At 69.9% G+C, this 15878-nt stretch carries 19 protein-coding genes; 11 read left to right on the forward strand and 8 right to left on the reverse strand.

Annotated features, from left to right (window positions below; all coding sequences use genetic code 11):
* The first annotated feature begins 173 nt into the window (after positions 1-173).
* The 4 genes from leuA to AC3CH1_RS25650 all read left to right on the forward strand — a co-directional run bounded on the left by leuA (position 174) and on the right by AC3CH1_RS25650 (position 4652).
* The gene (gene leuA, locus AC3CH1_RS25635) at positions 174-1970 is read left to right on the forward strand and encodes a 2-isopropylmalate synthase (protein ID WP_488465072.1); all 1797 of its coding nucleotides are present in this window, start codon (positions 174-176) and stop codon (positions 1968-1970) included.
* Positions 1971-2185: 215 nt separating this feature from the next.
* Positions 2186-2890 carry a TerB family tellurite resistance protein gene (locus AC3CH1_RS25640; RefSeq protein WP_018961198.1) on the forward strand — a complete coding sequence of 235 codons (705 nt, stop codon included), beginning with the start codon at positions 2186-2188 and terminating at the stop codon, positions 2888-2890.
* A 67-nt stretch (positions 2891-2957) separates the two neighbouring features.
* Positions 2958-3704: a DNA repair protein RecO gene (recO, locus tag AC3CH1_RS25645; RefSeq protein WP_265601715.1), complete on the forward strand. Its 747-nt coding sequence runs from the start codon at positions 2958-2960 to the stop codon at positions 3702-3704.
* 102 nt (positions 3705-3806) lie between these two features.
* Positions 3807-4652 carry an isoprenyl transferase gene (locus tag AC3CH1_RS25650; RefSeq protein ID WP_488465073.1) on the forward strand — a complete coding sequence of 282 codons (846 nt, stop codon included), beginning with the start codon at positions 3807-3809 and terminating at the stop codon, positions 4650-4652.
* Positions 4653-4765: 113 nt separating this feature from the next.
* Here the strand turns inward: AC3CH1_RS25650 and AC3CH1_RS25655 are convergent, their stop codons facing one another.
* The 4 genes from AC3CH1_RS25655 to AC3CH1_RS25670 all read right to left on the reverse strand — a co-directional run bounded on the left by AC3CH1_RS25655 (position 4766) and on the right by AC3CH1_RS25670 (position 8089).
* Positions 4766-5200: a Fur family transcriptional regulator gene (locus tag AC3CH1_RS25655; RefSeq protein ID WP_003969280.1), complete on the reverse strand. Its 435-nt coding sequence runs from the start codon at positions 5198-5200 to the stop codon at positions 4766-4768.
* Positions 5201-5304: 104 nt separating this feature from the next.
* Complete coding sequence (locus tag AC3CH1_RS25660; RefSeq protein WP_488465074.1) at positions 5305-6204, reverse strand: metal ABC transporter permease; 900 nt, start codon at positions 6202-6204, stop codon at positions 5305-5307.
* Complete coding sequence (locus AC3CH1_RS25665; protein WP_488466736.1) at positions 6204-7010, reverse strand: metal ABC transporter ATP-binding protein; 807 nt, start codon at positions 7008-7010, stop codon at positions 6204-6206. The genes AC3CH1_RS25660 and AC3CH1_RS25665 overlap by 1 nt, the downstream gene beginning before the upstream one ends.
* A gap of 38 nt (positions 7011-7048) precedes the next feature.
* On the reverse strand, positions 7049-8089 hold the full coding sequence (locus tag AC3CH1_RS25670; RefSeq protein WP_488465075.1) for a metal ABC transporter solute-binding protein, Zn/Mn family: 1041 nt from the start codon (positions 8087-8089) through the stop codon (positions 7049-7051).
* A gap of 188 nt (positions 8090-8277) precedes the next feature.
* Here AC3CH1_RS25670 and AC3CH1_RS25675 point away from each other — a divergent pair, with 188 nt between their 5' ends.
* From AC3CH1_RS25675 to AC3CH1_RS25690, 4 genes are all read left to right on the forward strand, one after another.
* Complete coding sequence (locus tag AC3CH1_RS25675; RefSeq protein ID WP_018961192.1) at positions 8278-9660, forward strand: glycine--tRNA ligase; 1383 nt, start codon at positions 8278-8280, stop codon at positions 9658-9660.
* Positions 9661-9760: 100 nt separating this feature from the next.
* On the forward strand, positions 9761-9964 hold the full coding sequence (locus tag AC3CH1_RS25680) for a hypothetical protein (protein ID WP_371623340.1): 204 nt from the start codon (positions 9761-9763) through the stop codon (positions 9962-9964).
* 225 nt (positions 9965-10189) lie between these two features.
* Positions 10190-10411 (forward strand): DUF6243 family protein, encoded by a 222-nt coding sequence (locus tag AC3CH1_RS25685; RefSeq protein ID WP_488465076.1) that lies wholly within the window; start codon positions 10190-10192, stop codon positions 10409-10411.
* Positions 10412-10667: 256 nt separating this feature from the next.
* On the forward strand, positions 10668-11552 hold the full coding sequence (locus tag AC3CH1_RS25690) for an NAD(P)-dependent oxidoreductase (RefSeq protein WP_488465077.1): 885 nt from the start codon (positions 10668-10670) through the stop codon (positions 11550-11552).
* A 125-nt stretch (positions 11553-11677) separates the two neighbouring features.
* On the opposite strand, the gene AC3CH1_RS25695 is transcribed toward AC3CH1_RS25690, so the two are convergent.
* Genes AC3CH1_RS25695 through AC3CH1_RS25710 form a run of 4 tightly spaced genes read right to left on the reverse strand, consistent with a single transcriptional unit; the run spans position 11678 to position 13188 of the window.
* Positions 11678-12052, reverse strand: a complete 375-nt coding sequence (locus tag AC3CH1_RS25695) for a hypothetical protein (RefSeq protein WP_488465078.1) — start codon at positions 12050-12052, stop codon at positions 11678-11680.
* Positions 12049-12459 carry a hypothetical protein gene (locus tag AC3CH1_RS25700; RefSeq protein WP_488465079.1) on the reverse strand — a complete coding sequence of 137 codons (411 nt, stop codon included), beginning with the start codon at positions 12457-12459 and terminating at the stop codon, positions 12049-12051. Before AC3CH1_RS25700 ends, AC3CH1_RS25695 begins: the two co-directional genes overlap by 4 nt.
* Positions 12460-12488: 29 nt before the next feature.
* The gene (locus AC3CH1_RS25705) at positions 12489-12869 is read right to left on the reverse strand and encodes a hypothetical protein (protein ID WP_488465080.1); all 381 of its coding nucleotides are present in this window, start codon (positions 12867-12869) and stop codon (positions 12489-12491) included.
* 52 nt (positions 12870-12921) lie between these two features.
* Positions 12922-13188, reverse strand: a complete 267-nt coding sequence (locus tag AC3CH1_RS25710) for a hypothetical protein (RefSeq protein ID WP_488465081.1) — start codon at positions 13186-13188, stop codon at positions 12922-12924.
* 106 nt (positions 13189-13294) lie between these two features.
* Between AC3CH1_RS25710 and AC3CH1_RS25715 the strand changes: the two genes are divergently transcribed.
* From AC3CH1_RS25715 to AC3CH1_RS25725, 3 genes are all read left to right on the forward strand, one after another.
* On the forward strand, positions 13295-14122 hold the full coding sequence (locus AC3CH1_RS25715) for a helix-turn-helix domain-containing protein (protein WP_488465082.1): 828 nt from the start codon (positions 13295-13297) through the stop codon (positions 14120-14122).
* The gene (locus AC3CH1_RS25720) at positions 14119-14328 is read left to right on the forward strand and encodes a DUF397 domain-containing protein (protein WP_488465083.1); all 210 of its coding nucleotides are present in this window, start codon (positions 14119-14121) and stop codon (positions 14326-14328) included. Before AC3CH1_RS25715 ends, AC3CH1_RS25720 begins: the two co-directional genes overlap by 4 nt.
* 375 nt (positions 14329-14703) lie before the next feature.
* Complete coding sequence (locus AC3CH1_RS25725; RefSeq protein WP_488465084.1) at positions 14704-15723, forward strand: hypothetical protein; 1020 nt, start codon at positions 14704-14706, stop codon at positions 15721-15723.
* The last annotated feature ends 155 nt before the right edge of the window (positions 15724-15878 follow it).

Consider the following 15878-nt stretch of genomic DNA (forward strand, 5'->3'; position numbering starts at 1 on the left):
CGCCGACAGCACGGGCCGCACTCGGTTACGCTCGTCGCATCATGCGTTTCGGGCTGCTTCTCCTTAGCTGCCGCGGCGAGGGCCTGTAGTCGTAGGCCGACCCCCTCCCCGCGGAGTCTGGTGCTGCAGCGACACAGTCGGCCGACCCCCGCTGGACCGAGGAGCCCTACGCCATGACCACCGTGAATCCTGCCGGTAACACCGTGAATCCCGCCCGCGATTCCGTCGGCCGCCCCACCCCGATCACCAACGCGACGCAGCTCCAGAAGCCGTCCGGGATGCCGGTCCACAAGTACCGCGGCTACGAGGCCGTGGACATCGCCGACCGCACCTGGCCCGACAACCGGATCACCGTCGCGCCCCGCTGGCTCTCCACCGATCTGCGCGACGGCAACCAGGCCCTGATCGACCCGATGTCCCCGGCGCGCAAGCGCGAGATGTTCGACCTGCTGGTCGCGATGGGCTACAAGGAGATCGAGGTCGGCTTCCCGTCCTCCGGCGAGACCGACTTCAACTTCGTACGCTCCATCATCGAAGAGGGCGCGATTCCCGAGGACGTGACGATCTCCGTCCTGACGCAGGCCCGCGAGGAGCTGATCGAGCGCACCGTGGAGTCGCTGGTCGGCGCCCGCCGGGCCACCGTCCACCTGTACAACGCCACCGCCCCCACCTTCCGCCGCGTCGTCTTCCGCGGCTCGCGCGACGAGGTCAAGCAGATCGCGGTGGACGGCACCCGGCTGGTCATGGAGTACGCCGAGAAGATCCTGGGCCCGGAGACGATCTTCGGCTACCAGTACAGCCCGGAGATCTTCACCGACACCGAGCTGGACTTCGCCCTGGAGGTCTGCGAGGCCGTCTGCGACGTCTGGCAGCCGGAGGAGGGCCGCGAGATCATCCTCAACCTGCCCGCCACCGTGGAGCGTTCGACGCCCTCGACCCACGCGGACCGCTTCGAGTGGATGTCCCGCAACCTGACCCGCCGCGAGTTCGTCTGCCTGTCGGTCCACCCGCACAACGACCGGGGCACCGCCGTCGCCGCCGCCGAGCTGGCCATCATGGCCGGCGCCGACCGCATCGAGGGCTGCCTGTTCGGCCAGGGCGAGCGCACGGGCAACGTCGACCTGGTCACCCTGGGCATGAACCTCTTCTCCCAGGGCGTCGACCCGCAGATCGACTTCTCGCAGATCGACGAGATCCGCCGCACCAGCGAGTACTGCAACCAGATGGAGATCCACCCGCGCCACCCCTACGCGGGCGATCTGGTCTACACGGCCTTCTCCGGCTCCCACCAGGACGCCATCAAGAAGGGCTTCGACGCCATGGAGCGGGACGCCGCCGCCCAGGAGAGGACCGTCGACGACATCGAGTGGGCCGTGCCGTACCTGCCGATCGACCCGAAGGACGTCGGCCGCTCCTACGAGGCCGTCATCCGGGTCAACTCGCAGTCCGGCAAGGGCGGTATCGCCTACGTCCTGAAGAACGACCACAAGCTGGACCTGCCGCGCCGGATGCAGATCGAGTTCTCCCGGATCATTCAGGCCAAGACCGACGCCGAGGGCGGCGAGGTCACCCCGGGCCAGATCTGGACCACCTTCCAGGACGAGTACCTGCCGAACGCGGAGAACGCCTGGGGGCGCGTCCAGCTCCGCTCCGGTCAGACCACCACCGACACCGACGGCCGGGACACCCTGACCGTCGAGGCCACCGTCGACGGCGCGGACACCGTGCTGAGCGGTACGGGCAACGGCCCGATCTCCGCGTTCTTCGAAGCGCTGCAGGCCATCGGCATCGACGCCCGGCTGCTGGACTACACCGAGCACACGATGAGCGAGGGCGCCAGCGCCCAGGCCGCCTCGTACATCGAGTGCGCGATCGACGGCAAGGTCCTGTGGGGCATCGGCATCGACGCCAACACCACCCGCGCCTCGCTCAAGGCGGTCGTCTCGGCGGTCAACCGCGCGGCCCGCTGACCCGACCGGCCCCTTCGCTCACCGCACGTCGTACGGACGTCCGGTTCGACCCCGTACGACGGCATTGACGGACCCCGACCGCCCGCACCGGGTGGTCGGGGTTCGGCCATATCCGGGGGTTGTGACGTCCCAGAGGCTGACGCCGCCTCGCGTGTGTGGCTAACATCACGTCCAACACACGGCAATGTTGCCGGAGCGTTACGGAGGTGTGCGACGTGCGGTCAGCCAAAGGACAACGCGCTCTGAGGCCGGTCCTCTGCGGCGTTCGCACCATCTGGGACGCCGTCGGCGACGGCGCCTTCTTCTGCCCCGGCTGCGGGGGAGACCGCAACTACCGCCGGCTCACCGGCCGCCGCCGCCTCACCGTCCTCGGCGTCCCGCTGGTCGGCAGGGGCGAGACCGAGCCCGTGGTCGAGTGCGCCGCCTGCCTCGCCCACTACGCCCCCGAGGCGCTGGACCACCCCACCACGACCCGGTTCTCGGCGATGCTCCGCGAGGCCGTCCACACCGTCACCCTGGCCGTCCTCGCCGCCGGGGGCACCACCTCCCGCACGGTCCTGGAGGCCGCCGTCGCCACCGTGCGCGACGCCGGGCTCGACGACTGCACCCAGGAGCAGTTGTTCACCGTCGTCGAGGTGCTGGCCGCCGACACCGGGCAGGGCTCCGGTTCCGACCCGGCCGCCGAGGCCTGCGGTCCGACCCTCGCCATCGAGCTGCACGAGGTGCTGGCCCCGCTCGCCCCGCACCTGGCCACCGCCGGCCGCGAGTCCGTCCTCCTCCAGGGCGCCAGGATCGCGCTGGCCGACGGGCCCTACCGCACCGCCGAGCGCCAGGTCCTGACCACGGTCGGCAGCGCCCTCCAGCTCCCCGCCGACGACACCGCCCGTCTGCTGGCGGCGGCCGCCCGTACGCCCTCGTAGAGCCCTCCCGGCCCCCCTCTGCCGCCGGCCCGCCACGGCCCGACCCCGGGTGGGCGACAATGGGCCCATGAGCTTGTTCCGGGACGACGGCGTCGTGCTGCGTACGCAGAAACTGGGCGAGGCCGACCGGATCATCACGATCCTGACCCGCGGCCACGGCCGGGTGCGGGCCGTCGCCCGCGGGGTGCGCCGCACCAAATCCAAGTTCGGCGCCCGCCTGGAGCCCTTCTCCCACGTCGACGTGCAGTTCTTCGCGCGCGGCAGCGAGCTGGTCGGGCGCGGGCTGCCGCTCTGCACCCAGAGCGAGACGATCGCCCCCTACGGCGGCGGGATCGTCGCCGACTACGCCCGGTACACGGCGGGCACCGCGATGCTGGAGACCGCCGAGCGGTTCACCGACCACGAGGGCGAACCGGCCGTCCAGCAGTACCTGCTGCTCGTCGGCGGCCTGCGCACCCTCGCCCGGGGCGAGCACGCCCCCCACCTGATCCTGGACGCGTTCCTGCTGCGCTCGCTCGCGGTCAACGGATACGCGCCCAGCTTCGAGGACTGCGCCAAGTGCGGAATGCCGGGTCCGAACCGGTTCTTCTCCGTCGCGGCGGGGGGCGTCATCTGTGGTGACTGCCGGGTCCCCGGCAGCGTCGTACCCTCGGCACAGGCCCTGGCCCTGCTGAGCGCGCTGCTCAGCGGCGACTGGGCGACGGCGGACGCGTGCGAGGCACGTCATGTCAGGGAGGGGAGCGGGCTGGTGTCCGCCTATCTGCACTGGCATCTGGAGCGCGGACTGCGCTCGCTGCGGTACGTGGAGAAGTGACGCGGTGCGTCGAGAAGTGAAGCGGTACGTGGAGAAGTGACGCGGTGCGTCGGGCAGACGACGCGGTGCGTGGAGAAGTGACACAGGGAGACTGAGAAGCTCATGGCAGTACGCGGGATCCTCGGCGGCCGTAACCGGCGCACGTACAAGACCCCCGAGCCGCACCCCACGGGCGCGACGCCTCCGAAGATCCCCGGCGAGCTGGTGCCCCAGCACGTCGCCGTCGTGATGGACGGCAACGGCCGCTGGGCGAAGGAGCGGGGTCTCCCGCGCACCGAGGGCCACAAGGTCGGTGAGGGCGTCGTCATGGACGTTCTCAAGGGCTGTATCGAGATGGGCGTGAAGAACCTCTCGCTCTACGCCTTCTCCACGGAGAACTGGAAGCGTTCGCCGGACGAGGTGAAGTTCCTGATGAACTTCAACCGCGACGTGATCCGCCGCCGCCGCGACGAGATGGACGAGCTCGGCATCCGCATCCGCTGGGTGGGCCGCATGCCCAAGCTGTGGAAGTCCGTCGTCCAGGAACTCCAGGTCGCCCAGGAGCAGACCAAGGACAACGACAAGATGACGTTGTACTTCTGCGTCAACTACGGCGGCCGTGCCGAGATCGCGGACGCCGCGCAGCGCATCGCCCAGGACGTGGCGGCCGGGAAGCTCGACCCGTCCAAGGTCAACGAGAAGACGTTCGCGAAGTACACGTACTACCCCGACATGCCGGACGTGGACCTCTTCGTGCGCCCCAGCGGGGAGCAGCGCACCTCGAACTACCTGATCTGGCAGAGCGCGTACGCCGAGATGGTCTTCCAGGACGTTCTCTGGCCGGATTTCGACCGTCGCGACCTGTGGCGGGCCTGCCTGGAGTACGCCCAGCGCGACCGCCGCTTCGGCGGGGCGGAGGCAGTGGAGGCGGCGAAGGCGGCGAAGGCCGCCGAAGCCGCCAAGCAGTGAGACGGGAGCGACGCGGGGAGTGACGCGAAAGCGACGCGAAAAGTGACGTGAAAGAGGCGGGCCCCGGACGTGTACAACGTCCGGGGCCCGCCTCTTCTCGTTCGTTTCGCTCGTTACGCCTTGCTCGCGGCGCACTCCGCGCACGTGCCGAACACCTCGACGGTGTGCGCGACGTTCACATAGCCGTGCTGGGCGGCGATCATCTCGGCCCACTGCTCGACGGCCGGCCCCTCGACCTCCACCGCCTTGCCGCAGAGCCGGCAGACCAGGTGGTGGTGATGGTCGCCGGTCGAGCACCGCCGGTAGACGGACTCGCCCTCGGCGGTGCGCAGGACGTCGACCTCACCCGCGTCGGCGAGGGACTGCAAGGTCCGGTAGACCGTCGTCAGGCCCACGGAGTCGCCGCGGTGCTTGAGGACGTCGTGCAGCTCCTGGGCGCTGCGGAACTCGTCGACCTCGTCGAGCGCCGCCGCCACCGCCGCCCGCTGCCGGGTGGACCGGCCGCGTACCGGCGCTGCGTTCGTGCCACTGATCGGCGCCGTGGCCACAGCTGCCTCCTCGTGTCGCCCGTACATGTGTCGGGCCATTGTGCCAGCCCGGCCGGGCGCCGCCGGCGAACACGTACGGTGCGACTCGGTCACACGCACCGCTGTCACACCCGTACGTCGTCCAGGTCCCGGCGGGCCCCCGGTACCTCAAGGGTGCACTCGGCGCCCTTCGCCTCGCTCGCCCGCGCCCGGCGTCTCGCGAGCGGTGCGGCGAGCGCGGTCAGCGCCACGAACACCGCGATGGCCAGCAGCACGATCGTCGCGCCGGGCGGAACGTCCTGGTAGTACGAGGTCACGGTGCCCGTGAGGGTCACGGCCGTGCCGATCACCACGGCCAGCACGAAGGTGACCTTGAAGGACTTGGTGATCTGCTGCGCCGCCGCCACGGGCACCACCATCAGCGCGCTGACCAGCAGCAGGCCGACGACCCGCATCGCGACGGTCACGGTCACGGCGGCGGTCACCGCGATCAGCAGGTTCAGCACCCGCACCGGCAGCCCGGACACCCGGGCGAACTCCTCGTCCTGGCTGACGGCGAACAACTGCCGCCGCAGCCCCACCGTGACCAGCACCACGAAGGCGGCCAGCACACAGATCGCGATGACGTCCGACTCGGAGACGGTGGCCAGCGAGCCGAAGAGGTACGAGGTCAGGTTGGCGTTGGAGCCCGTGTCGGACAGGTTGATCAGCATGACGCCGCCCGCCATGCCGCCGTAGAACAGCATGGCCAGGGCCAGGTCGCCGCGCGTGTGTCCGTACCAGCGGATCAGCTCCATCACGACCGCGCCGGCCACGGCGACGGCGGTGGCCATCCAGACCGGGCTGGTGGAGAGCAGGAAGCCGAGGCCGACGCCGGTCATCGCGATGTGCCCGATGCCGTCGCCCATCAGGGCCTGCCTGCGCTGCACCAGGTAGATGCCGATGGCGGGCGCGGTGATGCCGACCAGGACGGCCGCGAGGAGCGCCCGCTGCATGAAGGGAGGGTTCAGGAATTCGAGGAGCATCAGGTCAGCAGTCCCGTCCGGACGGGCTCGGCGGCCGCGTGGGGGTGTACGTGGTCGTGGCCGGGCAGCGCGTGCTGACCGAGCGCCTCGGGCGGCGGCCCGTCGTGGGTCACGCAGCCGTCGCGCAGGACGACGGCCCGGTCGATCAGCGGCTCCAGCGGCCCCAGCTCGTGCAGTACGAGCAGCACGGAGGTGCCCAGCGCCACCTGCTCGCGCAGGGTCGAGGCGAGGATCTCCTGGCTGGCCAGGTCGACCCCGGCCATCGGCTCGTCCATGATCAGCAGCTCCGGCTCGGCGGCCAGGGCGCGGGCGATCAGGACCCGCTGGTGCTGGCCCCCGGACAGCGCGCTCACGGAGTCCCTGGCGCGGTCGGCGAGGCCCACCAGTGCGATGGCCCGGTCCACGGCCGCCCGGTCGGCCTTCCCGGGCCACCGCAGCCCCGTACGGGACAGCCGGCCGGAGGCGACGACCTCGCGGATCGTGGCGGGCACGCCGCCCGCGGCCGTGGTGCGCTGCGGGACGTAGCCGATCCGGCCCCACCGTCGGAAGCGGCGCAGCTCGGTGCCGAACAGCTCGACGGTGCCCCCGGTCAGCGGGACCTGCCCGATGACGGACCGTACGGCGGTGGACTTGCCGGAACCGTTGGCGCCCAGCAGCGCGACGACCTCGCCGCGGCGCACGGTCAGGTCCACCCCGCGCAGCACGGGGCGTGCGCCGAGGGTGGCCGTGGCGCCGCGCAGGGCGATGACGGGCTGCGCGTGGCCGGTGGCCACGGGCTCGCGGGTGGTGCTCTCACGCTCCGGCATGAGCGCCTCCGATCCGATGGCTGTACGGGTGGTGCGGGTCACTTCGCGCCGAGTGCCTTCTGCAGCGCGGCGAGGTTGGACTCCATGACCTCGATGTAGTCAGCGCCCTGGGACTGGTCCGTGATTCCCTCCAGCGGGTCCAGGACGCCGGTCCCGAGGCCGGTGTCCTTCGCGAGGGTCTTGGCGGTCCTGTCGCTGGCGAGCGTCTCGAAGAAGACCGTGGTGGCCTTCTCCTTCTCCGCGATGGTGTGGATCTCCTGGATGCGGGCGGGGCTCGGCTCGGCCTCGGGGTCGATGCCCGCGATGCCCTGCTGGGTGAGCCCGTAGCGCTCGGCGAGGTAGCCGAAGGCGGAGTGGGTGGTGATGAACGTCTTGGTGGAGGTGTTCTTCAGCCCGGTCTCGTACGCCGTGTTCAGCTCGCCCAGCTCGGCGACGAGGGCGGCCGTGTTCTTCTTGTAGTCGGCGGCGTGGTCGGGGTCGGCCTTCTCCAGCGACTTGCCGACGCCCTTGGCGACCTCGGCGTACTTCACCGGGTCCAGCCAGACGTGCGGGTCGGCGCCGCCCTCCTCGCCGTGGTTGTGGCCGTCGCCCTCGGAGTGCTCCTCGGGGGCCTCTTCCTCGTGGCCGTGCTCGTCCGCGTGCTCGTCGGCATGCTTCTCTTCGCCTTCGTGACCGTGGTCGTGGCCGCTGACCTCGGAGCCGTGGTTCTCCAGGGTGGTGAGGGTCGCGGCGTCGACGGTGTTCTTCACACCGGACTGCAGAATCGCGTCGTCCACGGCCGGCTGGATGCCCTTGAGGTACAGCACGTAGTCGGACTCGCTGATGGAGCCGATCTGGCGGGGGGTGAGCTCCAGGTCGTGCGGCTCGACGCCCGGCTTGGTGAGGCTGGTGACCGCGACGTGCTCGCCGCCGATCTTCTCGGCCAGGAACTGCATCGGGTAGAACGACGCCGTCACCTTGAGCTTGTCGCCGTTGCCCCCGTCCGCTGCGTCGGAGGTGGAGCAGGCCGAGAGGGCGGTCAGGCCGAGGGCGACTGCTCCGGCGACGGCGGTGGTGGGTATGAGGCGGCGTACGTTCATGACAGTCATTTTCAACTAAAGTGGAAACGATTGTCAACAAGGCTGATGAGATGCCCGGAAGGTCACATAGGGGCGCCGAGAAGATCGCCGAGAAGATCCTTCGCGTCCCACCGATTTGATCCCAGGGGTGCGCCCGCCGGTAATCTGAAGCATTCGCCGTTCGTCACCGTCGTAATGAAGAGAGCACCGTGGCCGCCGACAAGATCGACACCATCGTCAGCCTGAGCAAGCGCCGTGGCTTCGTCTACCCCTGCAGTGAGATCTACGGTGGCCAGCGAGCCGCCTGGGACTACGGGCCGCTGGGCGTCGAGATGAAGGAGAACCTGAAGCGTCAGTGGTGGCGCTACATGGTCACCGCGCGCGAGGACGTGGTCGGTCTCGACTCGTCGGTCATCCTGGCGCCGGACGTCTGGGTCGCCTCGGGCCACGTCGCCACCTTCTCGGACCCGCTCACCGAGTGCACCTCCTGTCACAAGCGCTACCGCGCCGACCACCTGGAAGAGGCGTACGAGGAGAAGCACGGCAAGCCGCCGGTCAACGGCCTCGCCGACCTCAACTGCCCCAACTGCGGCAACAAGGGCACCTTCACCGAGCCCAAGCAGTTCTCGGGCCTCCTCTCCACCCACCTCGGCCCGACCCAGGACTCCGGCTCGGTCGCCTACCTGCGCCCCGAGACCGCCCAGGGCATCTTCACCAACTTCGGCCAGGTGCAGCAGACCTCGCGCAAGAAGCCGCCGTTCGGCATCGCGCAGATGGGCAAGTCCTTCCGGAACGAGATCACTCCGGGCAACTTCATCTTCCGGACCCGCGAGTTCGAGCAGATGGAGATGGAGTTCTTCGTCAAGCCGGGCGAGGACGAGGAGTGGCAGCAGTACTGGATGGACCAGCGCTGGAACTGGTACACGGACCTCGGCATGCGCGAGGAGAACATGCGCTGGTTCGAGCACCCGAAGGAGAAGCTCTCCCACTACTCCAAGCGCACCGCCGACATCGAGTACCGCTTCCGCTTCGGCGGCAGCGAGTGGGGCGAGCTGGAGGGTGTGGCCAACCGCACCGACTACGACCTCAAGGCGCACTCCGAGGCGTCCGGCACCGACCTCCAGTACTACGACCAGGAGGCCAACGAGCGCTGGACGCCGTACGTCATCGAGCCCGCGGCCGGTGTCGGCCGCGCGATGCTGGCGTTCCTCCTGGACGCCTACGTCGAGGACGAGGCCCCCAACGCCAAGGGCGTCATGGAGAAGCGCACCGTGATGCGCCTCGACCACCGCCTGGCCCCGGTCAAGGCCGCGGTGCTGCCGCTCTCCCGCAACCCGCAGCTCTCGCCGAAGGCCAAGGGCCTGGCCGCCGACCTGCGCAAGAACTGGAACATCGAGTTCGACGACGCCGGCGCCATCGGCCGCCGCTACCGCCGCCAGGACGAGATCGGCACCCCGTTCTGCGTCACCGTCGACTTCGACACCCTCGACGACAACGCGGTGACCGTGCGCGAGCGCGACACCATGAAGCAGGAGCGCGTCTCCCTGGACCAGATCCAGGCGTACCTCGGCTCGCGTCTGCTTGGCTGCTGACACCTGCACACGTGCGTGAGGCCCCCGGTTCCGGGTACGGGACCGGGGGCTTCGTCGTACGGTCCACCGGAGCCCCCGCCGCCGTTCCGGGAGGTACGCGATGCCGTCCAGCACCACCAGCAAGGTCAGCAGATGGGACCAGCACGGCCGTGAACACGTCGTGCGGGTGCGGAAGTCGAGCGTGACGCGCCAGCTGACATGTTCCACCTGCGCGTGGCAGCGTCCGGCGCAGTTCCTGCCCTGGCTGAAGGCCGAGGAGCACCTGGCCGAGGCCCATCAGGCGACGGTCGACCCGACGGCCTGAGACCCGGGCCTCTCGTTCGGGTCCGGCCGGGTCGGGTCAGGGGGCGGCCCCGGGCGGCCGGAAAACCTGGTGCGGGGCGTTCGCGGGGCGCGGTACGGTTTCCGTATGTCTTCGTTCTTCCAGATCTACGAGTGAGCGCGCGACGGGTCGCAGCACCCGTCGCCCACCGGATCGATCTCGATCGTCCGATTACTCCGACCTCACCTTCACGAATGGGAGAACGCCGTGGCCAAGAGCCGCAACAACCTCCTCGGCGTCGGCGGACAGCGCAAGAAGCTGTCCCGCGCCGAACAGCAGGGCGCGGGTTCCGCGCGAGGCGCCGACCGCAAGACCGCCGAGGACAAGAAGCAGGAGCTGGTGCGCAAGATGCGCGAGCGCGCCGAGGCGCAGGCGGCCGCCACCGCAGCCGAGCCCGGCGAGCAGGGCGCGTCGCCCGCCCAGAGCTGACGGCCGAGCGCTACCTGAGCGCCGGCTGAGCACGTCCCGTACGACCGTGGGCCCGGATCATCCGTGATCCGGGCCCACGCGCGTACCCGAAGAGCGTGCGAAGCGGGAGGGAGAACCCCGCGAAGCCGCTGATCCGCTGATCTGCGTGAACCCCACCGTGGCGATCTATTGAGTAGAGCGTTCGTTTTAGAACGTGCTACCTTCTCGCTGCGCACTAAATAGAGCGCTCGTTCTAGCGAGGGGTGGAGATCTCATCATGAGCAGCACCAAGCAGTCGGTCACCGTCATCGGCCTCGGCCCCATGGGGCAGGCCATGGTCGCCGCCTTTCTCGACCGCGGATACGACGTCACCGTCTGGAACCGCACCGCGTCGCGCGCGGACGCCCTGGTCGCCCGTGGGGCGGTGCTCGCGCCGAACGTGAAGGAGGCCCTCGCCTCCAACGAGCTGGTGATCCTCAGCCTCACGGACTACGACGCCATGTACGCCACGCTGGAGCCCGCCTCGGCCGCACTGGCCGGACGGACCCTGGTGAACCTCAGCTCGGACACACCGGAGAAGGCCCGGACCGCGGCCCGTTGGGCATCCGAGCGGGGCGCTGTCCAGCTGACCGGCGGCGTGACCGTGCCGCCCTCCGGGATCGGGAAGGCCGAGTCCTCGACGTTCTACAGCGGCCCGCGTCAGGTCTTCGATCAGCACAGGCCCGCGCTCGAAGTCATCACGGGGCGGACCGATCACCGGGGAGAGGATCCCGGCCTTGCCGCGCTCATGTACCAGATCGGCATGGTCATGTTCTGGACGTCCATGCTGAGCTACTGGCAGGCCATCGCCCTCGCCAACGCCAACGGCCTGACTTCGGCGGACATCCTGCCGCACGCCGTGGAGACCGCGAACTCGCTGCCGGGGTTCTTCTCCTTCTACTCCGAACGCATCGACGCCGGCCGGCACATGGGCGATGTGGACCGCCTGGCCATGGGGATGGCCAGCGTCGAACACGTCCTGCACACCAACGCCGACGCGGGCGTCGACACCGCCCTTCCGACCGCGGTCGCCGACCTCTTCCGGCGCGGCATGGACGCCGGCCACGCCGCGGACAGCTTCTCCACCCTCGTGCAGCTGATGACGAAGACCGAGGCGGCGTAACCGCCCCGGCCCGACAAGCGCCCACGGCCCCGTCGCAGGGTCACGCCGGCCCCGGACAGCAGCTCCGACACCGTTCCCTTGTGCGCCCTCGCGGCGGGCGGACGCCCTTCCTGGCATCGACGTCCTCAAGACCGGGGGAACAGATGAGGGTGCCGTTTCGCCAGGTCCCTCGCGATGGCCTCGTCGGTGGGGTCGGAGACCTCCCAGCCGTGGCCTGCCGGGTGGCCGACGAACAGCCCGCACGCCTCGTCCACGTCCTGGGGGCGCAGGGCGGGACACCAGAGGAGCGGAGCCAGGCGCGCACGCTCCGCGTTCCACCGGACCCAGACGGCGCTTCCTGGCCGTCCGCCCTCGTCCCACAGCATTGCCGCGTGGTCGTCGTCGTGGTCCTCACCCAGCTCGCAGAGCACGTGTCCGGCTTCCGGGCGGTGCCCGGGGACCGACAGGGCGACCACGTGCTCCGGGGGCGGCAGTAACGCGACGGCGGTGCACTGGTTCATGGGTACGGGTCACCTTCGGGTGAGTCGCCTGGTACGAGCCGCTCCGCGATCAGGTCGCCGAGCGGATCGTCCACGTCCCAGGAGTGGGGCGCGGTGTGGTGGTCGAAGAAGGAGCACTGCCGCACGACGACCGTGTCGAGCCGGCGGAGGCGGGCGGGGCACCAGGGCGAGCGGTCGGTCCGGTGGACGCGCTCGGGCCCGTCGCCGGTCCAGAAGAACCACTGGGCCGGTGAGTCGGGCGTCCTGCCCGGCCGGAGGAAGGCGGCGTGTTCGGTGTGCGGGTCGTCGTGCTCGCCGAGTTCGCACAGGACGTACGGCTCCGGAACGCCCGGCTCGTCCACCCCGGGGGTGAGGAGCCGCAGTACGGCTTCGGGAGGGAGAAGGGTGACGGCGGTGCACTGGAGCACGGCGTTCTACTCCGTTTCGGGAGGCGGGACTACCGGTCGGCCGGGCGGCCACGCCACCCGGCGAGCGTCAGGCTCAGCCCGACGGCGGGGTCGAGCACGGTGAACAGCGCGGGGAACCCGGCCTCCAGGGCCCGTATGGCGTGGTCCTGATGCGCACTGCCGGTGGCCCAGCGACGCAACTCCTCGGGTGCGTCGGAGCCGTGGAAGCGGACCGGGCTCACGTCGCCGGTCGGCAGTGCCACGGGTTCGGCCACGACGGGCAGCCCGTGGCCGTTGGCCAGGCGGAGCGCCTGCCGCCGGAGCCAGACGAGTGCGAGCCGCCGGTTCCGTACGACGCCCCTGCCGAGCGAGGCGAACCGCTGCCCGTCGGACAGGGTGACCTCGACCGTGTAAACCGCCGCGCGCGTCACGCGGGCCGCCCGGGTCCGCCGTGCCGGACCCGTGACCCAAGGGGACGCGGGCTCACAGGACCTCGCCCCGGCTACGGGCGTTCAGGCGCGCGGTACGGGCGCGGAGCTGCTCCATCAGGACTGCGGGCCGCACATGGCGGGGCTCGACCTCCCACTCCGCGCCGCCCCCTACCGGCCGCAGCGACCAGTAGGGGCCGGCGACCCCTCGGAACTCCCCCACGCGGTCGGCGCGGCTGGTGTCGACCAGGAGGGTTCCGAGGGCGGGGGTGGGGGTGTTGGAGGGCGTGGGCGTATTCGGGCGTACGTTCTCGCCGTACATCGATCGCTCCTCTCCGTAGCCGTTCGGCTACCGGGGCGATTCAGCGTGTCCTAGGGTCGGAACGTCTTCAACTTGCGCGCTTTGCTCCGAGAGTTAGGGCTTCGACATGGTGAATCGCAAGCAGCTCGACCCCGATGACCCGGATGTTTCCTTCGGCTTGCAGTTGAGGCAGGCCAGAGACGCGCGGGGCTGGACACAGGACGAGCTGTCCGGACGCATGGGGTGCTCAGGGACGCATATTTCTGCCGTGGAAACTGGTCGTCGCTCTCCAACTCCCCGCTTCGCGAGGAGCGCTGACAGGGCGCTCGGGACCGGGGACAAGCTCAGCCGCATGGTCCAGGCGATGAAGGACCTGACCCTGCTGGAGGGCTTCCCGGAGTACGTGGGCTACGAGGGCAGGGCGGTGGAGATCAGGCTGTACGAAGTCGGAATCATCCCGGGGCTGTTGCAGACGCCGGAGTACGCGCGGGTCCTGGCCGACAGCGCTGTACGGCGGGGAGCGATCACACCGGAGCAGGCTGACGAGCGCGTGTCGTTCCTGGCGGAGAGGCAGACGGCGTTGGTGCGGTCGAAGCCGCCCATGCTCTTCGTGACCATGGACGAAAGCTGTATTCGTCGTCCAGTGGGCGGCTCCGACATCATGAACGCTCAGCTGGACCGGCTGATGGAGTTCGCCGAACTGCCCAACACGCTGCTTCAGGTGGCCCCGTACGAGATCGGTGAACAGCGGACGTTCGACCTGCCGGTCAACATTCTGACGCTGCCGGACCGGTCGGTGATCTGCTATGCCGAGTCGCAGACTCAGGGGCACCTTGACCGGGAAAGCTCGTTCGTCCTGCCCATACTGACGGCCTACCATCAACTCCAGGGCGCGTCGCTGTCGCAGACGGCGTCTGTGGCCAAGATCAGCCAGTTGCGAAAGGGCACCCTGTGACGACCGAAACCCCCCGATGGTTCAAGTCCTCGTACAGCAACAACGGCGGCAACTGCATCGAGGTCGCCGCCAACCTCACCGCCTCGCGCGGCATCGTCCCGGTCCGTGACTCCAAGGTCGTGGACGGTCCCGTGATCGCCGTCCCCGGCACCGCGTTCGCGGCGTTCGTCGCGGGCGTGCGGGGCGGGACGTTCGACACCGTCTGACAACGAACCGAGCCACCGGATGCCCCATCGTGCCGCGCACGGTGGGGCATCCTGCTGCTCGGAGAGAGGCGCCCTGGGATGGCCACCACCGACTTCAGCGGGCGCGAGCCCGAACGCCGACCATTTCCGGGAGGAGATCCCGGACTGCCTTCGCGCAGGAGGGGCGTGTCGTGGAGGTCAAAGAGATGGTGCTCGATGCCGCCGCCTACGTCCTGGCGTACGCCTTCGACGCGTGCCCGCCACTGAGACGGGCGGGCGGTCCGGCGGGGACGGAAAGGCCGGGAGGATTGCCCGAAGACTGCCCCGCCGGAGCTGGCGGGGGCGGCGGCGGGCATGTTCCATGGGCGGTGCCGCTTCGTGGAAGGGACCACTCCGTTGACCCAGTATGAACGTCCCGCCGGCCGGGCCGCCGCCAGGCGCGCCCCGGCTCCCCGGGCGCCCGTTCCCTCCCGCCAGGCCGGCATCCTCGGCCTTCAGCGCTCGGTGGGGAACGCCGCCGTGCTGCGCATGCTCCAACGGAGCGGACACCCGTACGCCCAGCCCTCCACGCAGCGCCAGGTGCAGGGGGAGGAGCAGCACCTGCACGGTGCCGGGTGCGGGCACCAGCAGGACGTACAGCGGTCCGTCGCGGCTCCTGGGGGGCCGCAGATCCAGCGAATCGTCTATGACTCCGTGGACAACGGCGCGACCGAGGAACTGTTCCTGGAGACCGAGGAGCAGGCTCGCGCGCACTACGAGGGGCGGGGCGTTCCCCAGGAGGTGGTGGACCGCCTGGCGGCGCTGGCCGCGGACGAGGACCAGTTCCTGACGCAGGACGAGGCGATGACGATGTCGCGGAACGCCGTCACCGGAGCGATCAATGTCATCGCCCCGCAGGAGGCCGACTTCCTGGTCGGTCTCGCGGAGGCCCGCGTGGGTGGTGTGTCGGCCTACGACCCGGACATGACGGGTGTGGCACAGGGGATCCTCGACAGTAAATCGCTGGGGAAGGGGCTTGCCGCCGGGTCGGTGGTGGCGAACAGGGATTCCATCACCGAGTTCGGCCACCACCGGTCGCACACCGATATCTTCGTGCCGCACCCGGGCCCCTGGGTCCACCTGGCACCGCCCAACGACCTCGCCACCTGTCTGGAGCACGTGTTGGGGCCGTCGAGCCATGCCTCCGTGCTGACCGACAACGAGCCCACCCAGGGGTTCGGACAGACGCTCATCAAGAACATCGACGCGATCAACAAGGCCCACGCCAGCGATTCGGACTACATCCCCCTGACCTACACCGTGACCGACGAGAACGTGGAGGAGGGCCAGCCGGTCGACCTGGGGATCCGGTCCAGCGTCCCGTACAAGACCGCCCACCGGCCTGAGTACCGGGTGATCCGGGTCTCCCGTGCCTGAGGGGCGGTACGGGAGACGGGCAGGAACACACCGGGGTTCAGGAACAGCTCGCGGGTAACAGCCTCCACAGCCGCCCGCCACGGGGAGCTGATGTGGAGGCCCGCCTGCGTCAGGCGTCCGGCGAGGGCAAGCCGCTCCTCAAGCGGTGTCGGTCG

The sequence above is a fragment of the Streptomyces sp. MGP-P1 genome, assembly GCF_057766565.1.